Here is a 15,874-nt window from a genome sequence, read left to right on the forward strand (position 1 = left end):
GCATGGCCGCACCTGGTGAGCGGGCTCACCAGGTGCGGCCGGTGATCCGTTCGTAGACCTCGACGTAGCGGCTCCGGGTCACCTCGACGATCTCGGCCGGCACCTCGGGGGCCGGCGGGCGCTTGTCCCAGCCGGTGCTCGCGGCCCAGTCCCGCACGTACTGCTTGTCGAAGGAGAACTGGGGGCGGCCCGGCTGGTACGCGTCGGCCGGCCAGAACCGGGACGAGTCGCTGGTCAGCACCTCGTCGGCGAGGACCAGGGTGCCGTCGGGTGCCCAACCGAGCTCGATCTTGGTGTCGGCGACGATCAGGCCACGTTCCTCGGCGAGCGCCGCGCCGCGCCGGTAGACGTCGAGGGTAATCTGCCGCAGCCGCTCGGCGGGCTCCGCGCCGACCTGCGCGACGACATCGGCGTACGTGATGAACTCGTCGTGCTCCCCGACGGCCGCCTTGGTGGTCGGGGTGAAGATCGGCTCGGGCAGCTTGGATGCTTCGACCAGACCGGCGGGCAGTGCGACGCCGGAGACCGAGCCCGACTTCTCGTACTCCTTCAAGCCCAGGCCGGTGAGGTAGCCGCGGGCGATGCACTCCACTGGAACCATGTCGAGGCGGCGGCAGCGGATGGCCCGGCCGGCGAACTCGGCTGGCACGTCGGTGGCGGAGACGACGTGGTGCGGCACCAGGTCGGCGAGCTGCTCGAACCACCACAGCGACAGCGCGGTGAGCAGTTTGCCCTTGTCCGGGATCGGCGTGGGCAGCACCACGTCGTAGACGCTGATCCGGTCGGAGGCGACCAGGATCAGGTCGTCGCCGTCGGCGTACACGTCCCTGACCTTGCCCGAGTGCAGCAACTCCACGCCGGCAAGTACATCACGACGGCGGCCGGCGAAGACGGGTGCCCGTCCGCCCTGGGCTGGTGGGCGGACGGGCTGGCCAGGTTGGGGGCTCGATCCTGGCCGGCCGCCGGTTCGTCGGCGTTTCCCGGGCCGACGAAGCGACGCGTACTGGCCCTGAAAGGTCTCAGGAAAACGCTTTCCAGTGAGACGAACGCTACGCGGTCAGCCCGCACGCCGTCAATCATCGATGAAGGAGGCGTCACGAACAGCCGGACGGCCCGTTGACACCCGACCGGGTCGCTTGTGTAAATGATCGGGCCGCAGACCGGCCAGCCCAGCCCTGATCAGGAGAAACCCGTGTCATCATCCGCCGCATCGACACGCGGAGCTGTTGCCCGAACACTCACTGCCCTATTGGCGGTCGCCATCGGACTCGGCGCCTGCGCCACCGACGACACCGGCGAGCCGACCGAGGACGGGCCGGTCGAACTCTCCATCTTCTGGTGGGGCGCGGAGCGCCGGGCCGAGCTGACCCAGCAGGCGCTCGACGTCTACGCCGCCCGCAATCCGGGGATCACCTTCAGGGTCACCTGGCAGGGCTACAGCGGCTACTACGACAAGCTGGCCACCCAGGCCGCCGCAGGCAACACGCCGGACCTGTTCCAGATCGACGACAACTACCTGACCGAGTACGCCGAACGTGACGTCGTGCTCGACCTCACCCCCTACGTCGACAGCGGTGAGCTCGACCTTTCCGGCTTCCCCAACAGCCTGGTCCAGTACGGACAGGTCGGCGGGCGGACCGTGGCGGTCGCCGCCGCCGCGAACACCCCGGCGATGGTGTACGACAAGACTCTGCTGGCCGAGCTCGGTGTCGACGAACCGACGATCGGGATGACCTACCCGGAGCTGATCGACTGGGCCAGCCAGATTACCGCGCTCACCGACGGCGAGGTGGCCGGCACGATGGACCCGTCGGCTGACTACAAGGCGCTGTGGCTCTGGCTACGCAGCAACGAACTCGAGCTGTACCGGGGCCGGCAACTGGGCTTCAAAGTCGACGACTTGGAAGCCTGGTTCCAGCTATGGCAACAGGCCCGCGACGCAGACGCCACCCCGAGCGTCGAGCTGATCAGGGCGGCGAACAACGGCAACGCCACCCAGCAACTCGTCGTCACCGGCGACGCGGCGACTTCGTTCATGTGGTCCAACCAGCTGGCGGAGCTGCAGAAGCACACCACCGCCGACCTCGGTGTGGTCTCCTACCCCGGCGACCCGCAGGGCCAGTGGGCTCGGGCGTCGATGTATTGGGCGGGATTCCGGGGCACCCGGCACCAGCAGGAGGTGGTTGGCCTGATCGATTTTCTGGTCAACGACCCGCAGGCCGGCCGGATCCTCGGCACCGAGCGCGGCCTCAGCTCCAACCTGGAGGTCCGCGAGACGGTACAGGCAACGCTCGCCGACGAGAAGATGCAGGCGTCGGTCGCGTTCGAGCAGCAGATGTCCGACCTGTTCGGTCCGGCACCGGTGCCCCCGCCACCCGGCCACACCACGGTCCGGACGCTGCTGGTCACAGCGGCAGAGAGTGTACAGAGCGGCGCGACGACCCCCCGGCAGGCCGCCGAGGAGTTCGTCGCACAGGCCAACGCGGTGTTGGCGAACGGCTGACACGACTCCGGGCAGAGCGGCTGATCCGACAGTGGCAGGACCGATCGGCCGAGCACCCGGTTCACCAATAGGCGGGACAGGCGTAACAAGCAGTTACATTGGTCGACGTCGCGCCGTTTCGACCGTACCGTCGGCATGGGAGGTCTCCCATGCCGGAAGATTACATCGGCCTGCGGGTCGCGCGGTGGCGTGACATCGCCGGCATGACGCAGCAACAGCTCGCCGCCGAGATCGGGGTAAGCCGCGAGTACGTTTCCATGATCGAGAACGGCAAGCGCGCGGTGACCAAGAGGTCCATGCTCATCGCGCTCGCTACCGCGCTCGGGGTCTCTACAATGGACCTCACCGCGCAGCCGTACCTGCCCCGCTCCCGCAACGACTTGGCGCTCTACGCCGCCGTACCGGCGATCCGCAAGGCGATGGACGACGACGAGCCGGCCGCCGCCCGCCCGGCGGCGCTGCTCGCCGCCGAGACCGACCGGGCGATGCGGGCCCGGATGGCCTGCGACAACCCGACCCTCGGCATCCTGCTGCCCAGGTTGATCGCCGAGATCCGCTCCACAGCCAACGCCGACGAAGACCCAGTCGCCCTGCGGATCGCGGTGCAGGCCCTGGTCACCGGTTCGCTGGCGCTCAAACCACAGGGCCACGTCGACCTGGCGATGCGGCTCGCCGAGCGCGCCGTCCGGGCGGCGCAGCTCGCCGACGACCCGGCCTGCGTCGCCGCCGCCGACTACGCGCTGGCCCAGGCGGTCCTGGCCACCGGGCTGCGGAAGCGATCCTGGACGTTGGCCTGCGACGCCGCCGAACAAATGCAACTTCACACCGGTACGGACGAAGGCCGCGCCTGGTACGGCATGCTGCACCTGCACGCCGCGCTGTCTGCCGCCAGCCTCAGTCAGCACGACGTCGCCGAAACCCACGTCGCCGAGGCCGCCGACGTCGCCCGGCGTACCGCAGGTGATCCTTGGCGGATGGAGTTCACCTCGGCGAACGTCGCGGTGTGGCGGGTCGGGGTGGTGCTGGAGAACGGCGAGCCGGGTCGCGCCCCGGAACTCGCCCGCAAAGTGGACCAGAGCGCGCTGCGGACCCCGCAGCGCCGGGCCAGGTTGCACATGGACGCCGGGCGCGGGTTCCACGCCGCCAAGCGCAACGAAGAGGCGGCACGGGCGTTCCTGCGGGCCGAGGCGATCGCCCCGCACGAGACCCGCAGCCGGGCCACCGTACGGGAGATCATCGCGCACATCGTGCGGGACTCGTCGCCCCGTAGCGGCTCCGACGAGCTGCGGCAACTCGCGGTACGGATGGGAATAGATCCACTATCGCCAGAGGATCATTCGACGTAACCACTCGTTACGCAGAATCGGCTTGCGGTCTCGTACCGTCATGAGTACGGGGTGCGGTGCCGGGTGTCAGTGGAGAGCCCCCGGTGTCGCACCCCGGCTTTCGGGTCGCACCCGTGGCTCCGCTCGGCGGTCCCCTGTTGCGCTCGCACCGTCGTGAATGGCTGTCGTGGAGGGAGGGACATGGTCTCGTACGACGAGTACCTCGTCGCCGTCGCGGCGACACTGGCCCGCCGACACCGACCACAGTGGTCGTGGCGCCGGTGGCGGCGGACCTGCCGATGTGGCGCCGAGCTTCCCTGCCGCACGCTGCACCGGGTGCCGATCAACCGGGGCCACTGGCCACGATGAGGCTCCGCCGTCACCGTCCGGTCAGTCGGTAGCCGACCAGACCGGCACCGACCACCAGCAGCCCTACGGCGGTCAACGCCTGCGCCACACTGGCACCGCCACCGCCGGCCGGCTGATCGGCCGGAGCCGCCGGTGGTGCCGGCGCGAGCACCGCGTTGGTCGCGATCAGCGACGGGGCGGGCCGCTCAGCACCCGGCCCGGTGTCCGACCACTCGTAGCTGTCGCCGTCGACGCACCGCTGCACCGCCGGGAACCAGAAGGTCTGCCCGACCGTCCCGGTCAACCGGACCAGCACCGAGAACTCGGCGACCCCGGCGGCGATCTGCTCGGCGCTGATCGCCGGCCCGGTCCAGCTGACCCGGCCGGGGGTGACCTCGGCAGCCCACCCGGGCGGCTGTCCGGTCGTCGAACCGGCGATCGCCCCGGCCGGCATTTCGACCACCAGCTCGTCGGTGTCCGCGTTGTCGCAGCCGTGGTCGAAAGTGAAGGTCAATGTGGTGGCACCGGCACCGTTCGGGGCCGCGCCGGCCAGCTGGGTGTGGGCCGCCGCCGGCGCCGCCGACCAAAGCGTCACCAGCGCCGCCGGTGCCAGCCCCGGCAGCACCGCGCCGAGCAGCCCCAGCAGTGCCGCGCCGAGCAGTGCTGCGGCACGGCCCACCGCCGGTAGCGACGCCGCTGCCAGTTGTGGTCGGAACCTGTTCATCGGATCTCCACCAGGCTCATCGGATCTTCACCGGGATGGTCGCGATCGGGCTGTCGAACCGGGAGGTACGCGCGTTGACGGTGACCTCCCAGCTGCCGGGCAACGGGAAGTCGGCGACCGCCTCGTAGCGTCCCGGGCCTGTCTGGGCGAGTCGGCGGTCCAGCGGCCCGACCCCGACCTCGGGCAGCGTCACGGTCACCGTCGGCGGCGCGACCGGCTCCAGCGGCTGCCCGGCGGCGTCGAACAGCGCCAGCTCCAGCGCGTTGATTCCGGTGGCACCCGGGGTGATCCGGATCTGCACCCGGCCGTCGCCGAGCGCGGAGTCCGCGACGACAGCCTGCTCGAGGGCGCTGGTACGGCCGTCGGCCGAGCCGGTGGCGGTGGTGTCGGAGGCCCGGTCCGTCGGGTCCCGGGTGACCAGCACACCGGTGACGGCGAGCACCCCGACCAGCAGCACCGCCTCCGCCCGGACGGTGCGGCGCAGCGAACGCATCGCGGCGGCCTCGGCGTCAGGTCGGCGGGTACGCGGCACCAGCCGGTACCGGTTCCAGCCGGCGATGCCGACGAGCACCCCCACCGCCGCGACCTTGCCGAGCAGCACCAGGCCGTACGTAGTGCCGAACAGCGCCGACCAGGAGCCGACGATCCGCCAGCCGAGCAGAACTCCGGCCACCGCCAGCAGGGCGACCAGGAACGCGGCGGTCTGGGAGAACGCGGCCACGACGCCGGCCCGCTGCACGGCCGACGTGGTGTCGAACCGGCGGGACAACAGGTGCACCAGACCGAGGATGCCGCCGAGCCACACCGCGGCGGTGACCAGGTGCAGCAGGTCGCTGCCCAGGGTCAGCCAGACCGGGCCGAAGCTGCGGGTGTGTCCGACCAGCGCCAACGCGCCGAGAGCCAACCCGGCCCCGGCGAATACCGCCACACCGGCCGGGCGGCGGGCCGCCCCAGCGCCGCCGCTCGCCAGCCGGGCTCCGACCAGGACCGCGAGCACCCCGACGGCGGTGAGCGCGGCGGCCAGGCCGAGGTCGGACAGGTAGCCGGTCCGCCAGGTTGCCGGGCCGGCCAACGCGGCGACGTCGGCCGCGTCCTGCCAGGCGGTGGTGACCGGCGGCATCACCGCCACCGCGGCGAGTGCGACGACCCCGAGCCCGACCACCGTGGGCAACTGTCGTCGACGCGCCGGGATCGGCAGGAACGACAGGCCGAACACGGCCAGCCCGGTGCCGCCGAGCACGCCGACATACAGCAGCGCCTCGGTGACCGGACGGAGCACCCGCAGGGCGAGGTCCGGCTCGGTGACCGGGATCGCGACGCTGCCGGCGGTGGGCGCGCCGATCGCGAAGCTGAACCCGCCGGCAACCGGGTGGCTGTCCGCGGAGATCACCCGCCAGCTGACCACGTACGTGCCGTCGGCCAGGCCAGTCGGCAGGTCGACGACCACGGTGCTGTCCACCGACCTGGCGGTGGCGTCGACAATGGACCCAGCGGCGTCGAGGACCTGCACGCCCTCGGTGCGGACCTGGACCGGCTCGTCGAAGGTCAGGGTGACCGACGGCGGTGCCTCAGCGAGCAGCGCGCCGTCCGCCGGATCGTTGGCCAGCAGCGTGGCGTGCGCGGTGGCCGGACCGGCGCCGGCGAGCGCGAGCAGCAGACCGAGCAGGCTTCCGAACAACAGTCCGGGTACGGCGAGCCGCGCTGCTCGCCGTACCCGGCGCGGCGACCGCACGCCTATGTGGTCTTCCGGGTGCGCTGCAGCGCCAGGCCGCCGGCGGTCAAGCCGAGCAGGCCGAGGATCAGGCCGATCCAACCGACGACGGAGCCGCCGTCGCTGGTGGTGGAACCGGCGGTGGTGAGGTCGGTCGGCTCGGCGTCATCGGCGGGCTCGTCACCGGCGGCATTGCCGTCGGCATCGTCGGCGGTGATGACGAACGACGGTGCCGGGTAGTCCAACTCGTGGCTGTCCTGGCCGTCCGCCGGCACCTGGGCCCAGGCGGTCTCGCCCTGCTCGCAGGTCTGGATGGCGGGGAAGATCAGGGTCTCACCGGCCGCGTCGGGCAATCGCAGGGACAGCTCGAACACGTCGCGGTGGCCTTCGGGCAGTGGGGTCTTGGCGGTGTAGACGATCTCCGCGACTCGCTCGGTGAGCTCGTTGCCGTGGCTGTCGGTGACCGGCGGGTCGAGCGTGGCCATCACCTTCTCGACCGTCCAGCCCTGGTTGATGGTGGGTGTCACCGAGTTGATCAGGTCGGGGATCTGGATCGCCACCTTGGTGGTGGCCGAGCCGTCGCAGCCGTGCGGCACCGACACCGTCAGCACGGTGTAGGAATCGGCGGTGGTGACGGTGGGGGTGACGGTGACATGCGCCGCCGCCGGGGAGCTGGCGAGCAGGACGGCGGCGCCGGCGATGGCGGCGCCGGCACCGGCTCGGGCAACGCGACGAAGGGTGGGGTGCATTGACGGTAACCTCTCGATCATCGGGCCGCCGAGGGTGCCGCTCGACGGATTCTACGCATTGGTCGGCTGCCGACGCCCGCTGGTTCCCGGCGGATCCGATGATCTCGTGAAGACCAATGGTCACACAGGCCAATGTCAACGGTCCTGACCCTGGTCACCGTCGCTGCCGGACACCCGGTCGCCCTGAGCCGGCGTGCGCCACATCGGCCAGATCGGCGGGCCGTCCGGCAGCTGGACCGGCTCGTCGGCGACGTACCCGTGCCGAAGGTAGAGGCCACGGTTGCGCGGCGTGGTGGCCTCCAGGTACGCCGGGGTGGCCGATGCGTCGAGCAGCCGGTGCTGGTGGGTCAGCAGGGCGGTGCCCACGCCTCGGCCCTGCAGCCAGGGTGTGACGCCGAGGTACGCGAGATACCGGTGCGGCCGATCCGGCTGTCGTCCGCTTAGGACGCCGTGCAGGGCGGCGACGCGGTGCTGCCAGATACCGGCGGCGAGCATCAGTCGACGCTGGTGGACGGTGCTGTGGTTGGTCGACTCCGGCTGCTCGCGCTGGTACCAGATCGCCACCCCGGTGAACGGTCCCGCCACGTACACGTCGGCACCGGTGTCGATGGCGTGCTCGAGTTCGATGGTGAACAGCGACCGGAAGGTGGTGACCCGGGCATCGATGTCCCCCACCAGCCATTGGGAGACCGGTGCGATCAGAAACGCCTCGGTGAGCAGCGTCGCCGCCTGAGGGATGTCATCGTGGGTGGCTGCCCGGACGGTCATCGCGGGTGTGGTCGCGTTCATCGGCACGCTCCAAGAGGGTGAGAGTGTGGGTGGGATGAGACAGCTGGGATTTGCCCGGTAGGGGGATCGTGCGGTGACAGGTCGAGCCGGCCCTGGCTGGGCGGGCCGGCTCAGGTACGACCGCTCAGCACCGCGTTGCCGACCGCCGCGCCGGTCTGGCCCAACAGGTCGCGCAGCGCCGGCCGCAGCGCCCGCGGCAGGACGTCGAGGTGACGGGCCACCTCGGGTTCGGCACCGTCGAGCAGGTAGGTGTCCAGCCCGGTCGCCACGGCCAGCCCGGCAAGGAACAGGTCAGGTTCGTCGAGCGGTTCCATCCGGCGCAGCCGCAGCGACAACCGCGCCCACGGCCAAGCCGCGAGGTTGATGTCGACCGGCACGTAGATCGTCCGGGTGCGCATCAGCCGGCGGACCTGCTCGGGTCGGACGACACCGGCGACGGTCAGCCGCTGGGCGACGTGGTCCGGGGCACGCTCCGACAGCACGGTCAGCCAGACCCGTACGCTGGTGTGCTCCGGCTCGTCGAGCAGCAGCCGCAGCGCGGAACGACCGAGCGCGTCGGCCGGCGCCGCCGGATCGACCACCCAGACGTGACCGGCGTCGACGACGACGGCCTGCGCGGTGACCAGCTCGGCAAGGACCGCGCTGGCCAGACCGAGCCCGACCGCCCGGGGGTGCAGCCGGGCGCGCCCGGTGACGTCGTGATGTGCGAGCAGAAAAAACTCATCGGCGAGCAGCGGCACCGTCTACCACCACCTGCTCGGCGGGCGGCGGCTGGACGCTGGCCCGTCCACTGACGGCGGCCCGCCGCACCGCGGCGACGCTGACCAGCGCCTGTTGGCAAGGTGGATGGTCGGGTCGACAGTCGACGTGGTGGCCGTCGGCCCACACCCACTGCCCGCCGTAGCTGCGGGCCGAGCTGATCCGCACGCAGGTGATCAGCAGATCGAAGGGCTCGCCGGGCACGGGACCTCGCCCGTACCGCCATTCGGAGACGGCGAAGCGGAACACCGTACCCGGCGGCAACTCCGGAATTTTCACGTTCTCAGCATTGTAGGTCATATGTATCAATCCAGCCGGAATCATCGGACGCGCCACTGGGGGGCATGCGTCGCCATCCGGAGCACCGCAGGCGATCCAGACAACGTTTTTCTAACGTGAAGTTCCAGGTCGGGGAGAGCACTTGGCGGACATTGGTCACGTGGACCAGATGAATTCCAACTCGTCGGCGGCACCACCGATCCGGACCTCGGACAGCACCTCCCGGAGCGCCGAGGAAAGTTCCCCGACGGCCGCACCGGCCAACAGATCCGGATGATGAGCCGCCACGGCGTTGAACACGAGGCGTTCGACGGTGAGCGCGTCCACTGGGCTCAGCCGGCAGCCGCACGGAGCGCCGTACACCCAGCCGTTGAGCCTGGCCATCGGAATCATTTGCCGTTCGCAAGTTGCACAGAAGAGCAGGCCGGCCAGGGGTGACGGATAGCCACCCGACGACGTTTTGGGAGCAGCGACCCGAGCATTATTCAGCTCGACGCCGTCGGCAATCTCCCAGTGCGTGCCACGGCTTCTCGCCATCGCGGACTCCTCACCCTGGGACACCATCGATTGACCGCCATCGGCGGACGCAGATCGAGTCTGCCAGGGCACCCACAGTGGTGCAATGCTCAACGCGCCAGTGAAACCACACTGAAAGTTTGAAAACCCGAGACAGCTGCGGGTTCGCCTTCGTAGATGCTCCGGATATCGTCCGGATTCCGGTGACGGCGCCCCGATCGGCTACCTCCACCACACCGGCCAACGAGGACGGTGCACGCACCGGCCGATCCCGCACTGGCGGATGTCAGATACGCTGGTACGCCCACGCCTCGCGCGGGTGATCCCGGTGGCCGGCGGGATCCCTCCCCATCACCGTTCCGTCGGCCACCGCCACCGCCGTCGCGACCGGGTGCCAGCACCGCCGTCGCCGGCCTTGATCGACAGTGGCACGATCTCCGCCATGGATCACGGGCACGGCAGACTTGAACTGTCCATCGGATACCCAACCAGCCGGCCGACCCGGCTCGCGGTGTTGTCGGTACTGGGCGTCGGGCTGGTCACCGCCGGGTGCTGCCTCGGCAGCCTGCTCGGGCTGGTGGTCTCGGGCGGCGGAGACGAGCCGACCCTGCCGATGCTGCTCGGCACCGGGCTCGCCCTCGCTGCGTCGGCCGGTATCGGCCTGCCGATCGCCCGGGTCGCCCGGACCGGGGCGTGGCTGTCCGGCACCCAGCTCACCGTACGCGGACTCGCGACCCGCACCGTCGACCTGCGTACGGCCGAGACCGTGACGATCTCGCCCGGCTCCCCCGCGACCACCGATGCGGGCCTGGACAGCGGCACGGGCCCGAACAGCGGCAGGAAATCGAAAACCGGCGGCGCCCCCGGCACTCCGGTGCTCACCGTCAGCGGCCCGGACGGCACCGTCCGGCTGCCGCTGCGCAACCGGGAGGGCACCCTGCTACCCGCCGCCGAGATGATCGCGCTGGCCCGGGCGTTCTCTGCCGCTTCCTGCCCCGGCGCACACGAGGCCGCCCATCTCCTGCACACCATGGACGCCGATCCGAGCCCCCTGGTGCTGTGACCACCGCCGTCGAGCGGGTTTGCCGGCCGGTCGAAGTGGTAACCCGGAAAGGGTGAGGCGACCGGCGAGCGAAGGGGGCATCATGACCGAGGGGTTGTCGAAGCTGGTCAGGATGAGCGACGCCCACGAGATGGTGGCCGATCCGGCCGAGGACATTCGTGGCCGGAAGGTGTGCGACGCGGTTGGCAAGGGCATCGGCAAGGTCGACGACCTGCTGATCGACGAGTCCGAGCACAAGGTCCGGCTGCTGCGGGTCGAGCATGGCGGAATCCTCGGTTTCGGGGCCACCCCGTCGTTCGTCCCGGTCGACGCGATCGTCCGGATCACCGACGACGTGGTGCACATCAACGAGTCGAGTGAGCGGGTGGCCGGCGCCCCGCACTACGATCCGGAGCTCGTGTCACAGGACAAGTACTACGAGGAGCTGTACGGCTACTACGGATACCCGCCATTCTGGGGCGTCGGGTACGTGTACCCGGGCTACCCGTTCTACCGTTAGCCGGCACCGGACCAGGTCGGGGCGAGGTAGGCGCTTCAGCGCCGGGTAGCCACCACCCGGTACCGCAAGCCCCGACATGGTTGGTTGCGAGCCGCTGACCGGCCACGACTGCTAACCGATTGGTCGCCAGCCGTCCCGGTACCCGATCAGACCGTCGCCGTCCCGCGCGGGTCGGCGCTGCCCGTGGCAGCTGCCCGGCACCAGCCCGGTCCGGATCACCGCCGGACGTTCGACCAGTACGCAGGTCCGCTCCCCCGGCCACCACCAGCCGGCGGAGCGGGCCAGCGCCGCCCACTCGTCGAGTTGAGTCTCGTCGGCCCGCCGGTACCGGGCCAGCCCGAGCCGGCGCAGCACGTCGTAGTACGCCACCCAGTGCGCGTCCTGCTGGCCGTACCAGGCGGTCGGCACCGGCTGTCGCCCGACGGCCGCGAGTGCCGCGCGGACCGGTAGGGAGAAGCCGTCGACCAGGCTGGTCCGCAGCGCGTCGCGGACCCCTTGCTGTAGGACGACCCGCAGCGGTACACCGGCCGCGAGCGCCTCGGTCGGTGGCAGCACCGGCCATTTCGGTCCGGCACCGTCCGGTTTCTTGCCGGCGTCCTTCTTGCCGGCGGCCTTCCTCCGGCCGGCCTGTGCTGGGGTCAGGTCGGGATGGTCGGCACCCGCGTCCAGGGCGCTGCGCAGCCGGGACAGCCCGGCGGCGATGTCGCTGGCCAGTGGGGGTTTCCCGGCCGGCTGTCGAGCTCTGATCCACTGCTGGAGCAGGTCGTGGGCGGGCAGATCGGTCAGCAGCGGCAGTGCCTGACGGGGTGAGTCGACCCAACGGAACCGGGGTCGGCTGCGGCGGTGCCGGGCATAGATGCGGGACAGGATGTCCTCTGTGGTGGCCCGGTCGGCGGGCGCGGTGTCGAGCCCGTGGTCGAGCCATTCGCGCCGGACGGGTTCGGTTAGCCGCCAGTAGGCGACGGCCCGATCGGAAGATGGTGCTGGGGAGGTGGAGCGGGCGGCGTCACGCCGCGTGGGCGCGGTCACCGCGCGAGGGCGGTTCCGCCCTTCCGGTAGGAAGTAATCATGTCCACCATGGTGGCGGATCCAGCCACCGACCGCAACCGGCCTGCCCTTCGGCCGGCCGCTTCCGGTCAGCCGGCGAACTGCTGCCACAGGTAGTAGAGCGCGAACCAGGTGAAGAAGACCACGGCGGCGACCACCAGTGCGGTCGCGGCCCACCCGGCGCGCAACGCGCGTGGCATGGTCCGCCGGTTGAGCCACAGCACGAGTCCGGCGACCAGCGGGATGTGCACGGCCTCGATCGACCCGGCGAGGGTCAGCAGGGCGACCGGATTGCCGAAGATCAGAAACACGGCGTACGGCAGGGTCGCCAGCCACACCACGATGGCGGTCCGGCTGATCACCGTCGGGCGGGCGAGGCTGTGCTCGGCGAGCCGTTCCGGCAGCACACGCCGTACGCCGTCGGTGTAGAGCCGCTGCCACCCGTCGATGTTGGTGAGGGTGGCGGTCCAGAACGCCGAGACCAGTCCGACGACCATCAGCCAGAAGCCGACGCTGCCGAACACCTCGCTGAACAGGCGGGTCAGGTCGCGGGCGACGTCGGCTTCGGCGGGCACAATGCCTTCCGGCCGCAGCAGCTCGGCGCCGAGGACCAGGAACGCGACGGTGATCAGCGCGACGCCGACCACCGCGAACGTCGAGTCGAGGGTCATCGTCCGCAGCCAGCCGCGTACCCGGTCGATCTGGTGGCTGTCGAGGTCCCGTGGGTCGCGGCGGTCGGCCGCCGGCACCCCGGCGTGGCCGATGCCCTTGGCGGTGATCCAGTAGGAGTACCACATGAGTCCGGCCGCGCCGTTGGACAGGAAGCCGAGCCAGGGCAGGATCTCGGCGACCTGCAGGTCGTCCGGCGGCACCGGGACGAACCCGGCGGCGGCCTCGGTCAGGTCCGGCCCGACCTGGATCGCGGCGACGACGGCGCCGAGGGCGAGCGCGATGCCGAGGACCCGGGACACCCATTCGACGCCGGTGTAGTGACCGACCAGCACCAGCCCGGCGGCGGCGGCGATGACCGCGCCGGTCCAGACCTGGATCGGACCGGGTACGGCGAGCGCGAGTGCGCTGCCGGCGGCGCTGGCGATACCGGCGATCGCGGCGATCCCGACGACCAGCTGCGGCACCAGGATCACCCAGATCGCCCAGCCGGGCGGGCCGGGCAGGCCGGCCAGGCCGGTGAGCAGTCGGCGGCCGGTGACGACGCTGTAGCGGCCGATTTCCCGGGTGACGAAGAGCTTGAGGACGAGTACGGCGACGAGCGCCCACATCAGACTGTAGCCGTACTGGGCTCCGACCCGGGGGGTGAACAGCAGTTCACCGGTGGCGAGGGCGGCGAGCGCCCACAGCACGCCGGGGCCGATGTAGCGGAAGCGGCGCCAGCCGGTCGGTGCTTCGGGTACGCCGGTCGACCGCTGCGGCGCGGCCTCGGTGACCTGGCTCATGCCGTGTCTCCTTCGGGGGGTGGACTCGTCGGGTCGATGCCACTGCCCGAGCCGGTACCCAGCAGGCGACTCCTTCACGCACAACACCCACCGGCCAACAGCTGACTTCACAGCGTTACATTGGTAATCTTTGATGTATTCGTCGCCGCACCCGCACCAGGTGCCAATGACCGTCCACGAAGCATCCGAGACAGCAGAAAGGAAGCAGATGAAGCGCGCAGTCCTGCGTGCGGCGACCGTCCTCGCCGCCGCGATCGCCGCCGCTGCCCTCGCGGCCAGCGGAGCCACCGCCAGCCCGTCGATCCTGCAGCGGTTCTCCGTCCCGTCCGGGGACAACTGCACCTACGGCTACACCCAGGGTCACCTGGAGTGGCGCTCCGCCCCGCCGACCAGCGCGGTACGGGTGACCGGGGTGCTCGCCGACCGTCCGTTCCCGAACGACCCGGGAGCCGTCTGCCGCGACGACAGCCGCTACACCATCGCCAGCTATACCGCGTACGCCGGCGAGTGGGTCGTCAACGAGACCGCCCGCCGGGTGAACAACGGCGTCGTCGAGATCGAGTTCGTCCTCGGTGCGAACGCCGCCGTCCGAGGGATCGACCGCGTCGTCATCCAGGTCTGCCGGGTGTCACTGCTCGACATCACCCCGATCCCGGACTACTGCGGCCGCCCGCACACCTTCACACCGTCGACCGTCACCCCGACCGTGCCCCTCTGACAGGGCAAGCGACTCCGCCGTCCTGATGGCGCAGATGCATCGACATGCGCCTGCGCCATCAGACCGATCCGCGGAGCATCCGCAGCATCGGCGTCCATTCGCCGTACGCTCTGGTCAGGTTTTCTGACCGCCGGAGCGGTCTGCGGCGAAGGATGCCTTGACCGCACGGGCCGTCTCGTCGGCGAGCACCTCCCACTCACCCGCTTCGAGACCGTCCAGGGCGGCCTTGACGATCACCGCCGGGTCGCTTTTCGGTACGTCGTAGGAGGCCATCATGTCGGTGTCGACGGCGCCCATCAGCAGGCCGGTGACCTGGGTGTGCTGTGCGGCCAGCTCCAGCCGTACGGCGTTGGTGAGGTTCCACTCGGCGGCCTTCGCCGCCGCGTAGCCGCCGGCACCCGGATAGGCGCTCCAGGACAGCGCCGACAGAACGTTGAGGATCGCGCCGCCGGCCAGCTGCGGCGCGAAGGCCCGGATCATGTGCAACGTTCCCCAGAAGTGGGTGTCCATCTCCCGGCGGATCAAATCGAGGTCACCGCCGACCAGATCGGCGCCGGTGGTGACCCCGGCGTTGTTGACCAGCAGGGTGACGTCACCGGTAGCCGCCGCAGCGGCGGCGACCGAGTCCGGGTCGGTGACGTCCAGCGGCAGGACCCGTACGCCGGGCAGGTCGACGGACTCGGGGCGGCGGGCGGTGGCGTAGACCGTGGCGGCACCGCGCTCGACCAGCTGGGCGGCGAAGTGCCGGCCGATACCACGATTGGCCCCGGTGACCAGGGCGGTTGCTCCGGAAATATGCATGCTGGCTACCCTAGAACTTGACGTTGACGTCAAAGGCAAATGCTTGTGATGGGGGTCACTGTGCGGATCGGTGAGCTGGCTGGCCGCGCCGGGGTGAGCACCCGGGCGCTGCGCTACTACGAGGAGCAGGGTCTGCTGGTCGCGCAGCGCAGCCCGGCCGGTCAGCGCCGCTACCCGGACTCGGCCGTCGAGCGGGTCCGGCTGATCCAGCGGCTGTACGCGGCGAACCTGTCCAGCCGGACCATCGCCGACCTGATGCCCTGTGTGGACGCCAAGGTCAACACGTCCGAGTCACGCGCCCTGCTGACCGCCGAGCGCGACCGGATCGACGCGCGGATCGCCGAGTTGACGGCGGCCCGCTCCCGCCTGGACGAGGTGATCGCGCTGGCCGCGCACCCGGCCAGCGGCTGCGCGTACGAGTCCGCCCCGGCCGGAGCCGGCTGACCTCGACGCACCGGGAGGTGCGGCTCGCCACCGTCCCGGACGGTTCGGCGGCGGTGAGCCAGACGTGGCGACTGCCTAGATTCGCCGGTAGCGACTGGTCAACGGCCTGCACCGATTGGCAAGATTTCCCGCTGGTGCCTTTGTT

General features: G+C 70.6%; 17 protein-coding genes. 6 read left to right on the forward strand and 11 right to left on the reverse strand.

The window, feature by feature from the left end:
- Positions 1–25 precede the first annotated feature (25 nt).
- Positions 26–856: a phosphoribosylaminoimidazolesuccinocarboxamide synthase gene (locus tag ACFHWS_RS03460; protein ID WP_416552290.1), complete on the reverse strand. Its 831-nt coding sequence runs from the start codon at positions 854–856 to the stop codon at positions 26–28.
- Between the two features lie 393 nt (positions 857–1,249).
- Between ACFHWS_RS03460 and ACFHWS_RS03465 the strand changes: the two genes are divergently transcribed.
- Together ACFHWS_RS03465 and ACFHWS_RS03470 are read left to right on the forward strand one after the other, a co-directional pair.
- The gene (locus ACFHWS_RS03465; RefSeq protein WP_416552289.1) at positions 1,250–2,503 is read left to right on the forward strand and encodes an ABC transporter substrate-binding protein; all 1,254 of its coding nucleotides are present in this window, start codon (positions 1,250–1,252) and stop codon (positions 2,501–2,503) included.
- Positions 2,504–2,652: 149 nt separating this feature from the next.
- A complete protein-coding gene (locus ACFHWS_RS03470) occupies positions 2,653–3,849 on the forward strand; it encodes a helix-turn-helix domain-containing protein (RefSeq protein WP_416567605.1) in 1,197 nt (398 codons plus the stop codon).
- Positions 3,850–4,207: 358 nt separating this feature from the next.
- Here the strand turns inward: ACFHWS_RS03470 and ACFHWS_RS03475 are convergent, their stop codons facing one another.
- The 7 genes from ACFHWS_RS03475 to ACFHWS_RS03505 form a co-directional block, all read right to left on the reverse strand.
- Positions 4,208–4,900 carry a DUF1775 domain-containing protein gene (locus tag ACFHWS_RS03475; RefSeq protein ID WP_416552286.1) on the reverse strand — a complete coding sequence of 231 codons (693 nt, stop codon included), beginning with the start codon at positions 4,898–4,900 and terminating at the stop codon, positions 4,208–4,210.
- Positions 4,901–4,916: 16 nt separating this feature from the next.
- Positions 4,917–6,632, reverse strand: a complete 1,716-nt coding sequence (locus ACFHWS_RS03480) for a copper resistance protein CopC (protein ID WP_416552285.1) — start codon at positions 6,630–6,632, stop codon at positions 4,917–4,919.
- Positions 6,633–6,634: 2 nt separating this feature from the next.
- Positions 6,635–7,360 (reverse strand): YcnI family protein, encoded by a 726-nt coding sequence (locus tag ACFHWS_RS03485; protein ID WP_416552284.1) that lies wholly within the window; start codon positions 7,358–7,360, stop codon positions 6,635–6,637.
- A 135-nt stretch (positions 7,361–7,495) separates the two neighbouring features.
- A complete protein-coding gene (locus ACFHWS_RS03490; protein ID WP_416552283.1) occupies positions 7,496–8,149 on the reverse strand; it encodes a GNAT family N-acetyltransferase in 654 nt (217 codons plus the stop codon).
- A gap of 110 nt (positions 8,150–8,259) precedes the next feature.
- Positions 8,260–8,889, reverse strand: a complete 630-nt coding sequence (locus tag ACFHWS_RS03495) for a GOLPH3/VPS74 family protein (RefSeq protein WP_416567606.1) — start codon at positions 8,887–8,889, stop codon at positions 8,260–8,262.
- Entirely contained in the window at positions 8,870–9,187 is a 318-nt protein-coding gene (locus ACFHWS_RS03500; protein ID WP_416567607.1) for a hypothetical protein, read from the reverse strand. Before ACFHWS_RS03500 ends, ACFHWS_RS03495 begins: the two co-directional genes overlap by 20 nt.
- 156 nt (positions 9,188–9,343) lie before the next feature.
- Positions 9,344–9,724: a hypothetical protein gene (locus ACFHWS_RS03505; protein WP_416567608.1), complete on the reverse strand. Its 381-nt coding sequence runs from the start codon at positions 9,722–9,724 to the stop codon at positions 9,344–9,346.
- A gap of 421 nt (positions 9,725–10,145) precedes the next feature.
- Between ACFHWS_RS03505 and ACFHWS_RS03510 the strand changes: the two genes are divergently transcribed.
- The gene (locus ACFHWS_RS03510; RefSeq protein ID WP_416552279.1) at positions 10,146–10,766 is read left to right on the forward strand and encodes a hypothetical protein; all 621 of its coding nucleotides are present in this window, start codon (positions 10,146–10,148) and stop codon (positions 10,764–10,766) included.
- Between the two features lie 82 nt (positions 10,767–10,848).
- Positions 10,849–11,265 (forward strand): PRC-barrel domain-containing protein, encoded by a 417-nt coding sequence (locus tag ACFHWS_RS03515; protein WP_416552278.1) that lies wholly within the window; start codon positions 10,849–10,851, stop codon positions 11,263–11,265.
- Positions 11,266–11,376: 111 nt separating this feature from the next.
- Here the strand turns inward: ACFHWS_RS03515 and ACFHWS_RS03520 are convergent, their stop codons facing one another.
- Both ACFHWS_RS03520 and ACFHWS_RS03525 read right to left on the reverse strand, forming a co-directional pair.
- Positions 11,377–12,294, reverse strand: a complete 918-nt coding sequence (locus ACFHWS_RS03520) for a DUF6745 domain-containing protein (protein WP_416552277.1) — start codon at positions 12,292–12,294, stop codon at positions 11,377–11,379.
- 107 nt (positions 12,295–12,401) lie between these two features.
- Complete coding sequence (locus ACFHWS_RS03525; RefSeq protein ID WP_416567609.1) at positions 12,402–13,766, reverse strand: Nramp family divalent metal transporter; 1,365 nt, start codon at positions 13,764–13,766, stop codon at positions 12,402–12,404.
- Positions 13,767–13,974: 208 nt separating this feature from the next.
- Here ACFHWS_RS03525 and ACFHWS_RS03530 point away from each other — a divergent pair, with 208 nt between their 5' ends.
- Positions 13,975–14,484, forward strand: coding sequence for a hypothetical protein (locus ACFHWS_RS03530; protein ID WP_416552275.1), 510 nt, complete (start codon positions 13,975–13,977; stop codon positions 14,482–14,484).
- 114 nt (positions 14,485–14,598) lie between these two features.
- Here ACFHWS_RS03530 and ACFHWS_RS03535 read toward each other — a convergent pair whose 3' ends face one another.
- Positions 14,599–15,285, reverse strand: coding sequence for an SDR family oxidoreductase (locus tag ACFHWS_RS03535; RefSeq protein WP_416552274.1), 687 nt, complete (start codon positions 15,283–15,285; stop codon positions 14,599–14,601).
- A 60-nt stretch (positions 15,286–15,345) separates the two neighbouring features.
- On the opposite strand from ACFHWS_RS03535, the gene ACFHWS_RS03540 reads away from it, so the two are divergent.
- Complete coding sequence (locus tag ACFHWS_RS03540) at positions 15,346–15,729, forward strand: MerR family transcriptional regulator (RefSeq protein WP_416552371.1); 384 nt, start codon at positions 15,346–15,348, stop codon at positions 15,727–15,729.
- The last annotated feature ends 145 nt before the right edge of the window (positions 15,730–15,874 follow it).

It is taken from the genome of Micromonospora sp. LOL_013, from assembly GCF_048060315.1.
Lineage (GTDB): Bacteria > Actinomycetota > Actinomycetes > Mycobacteriales > Micromonosporaceae > Micromonospora_E.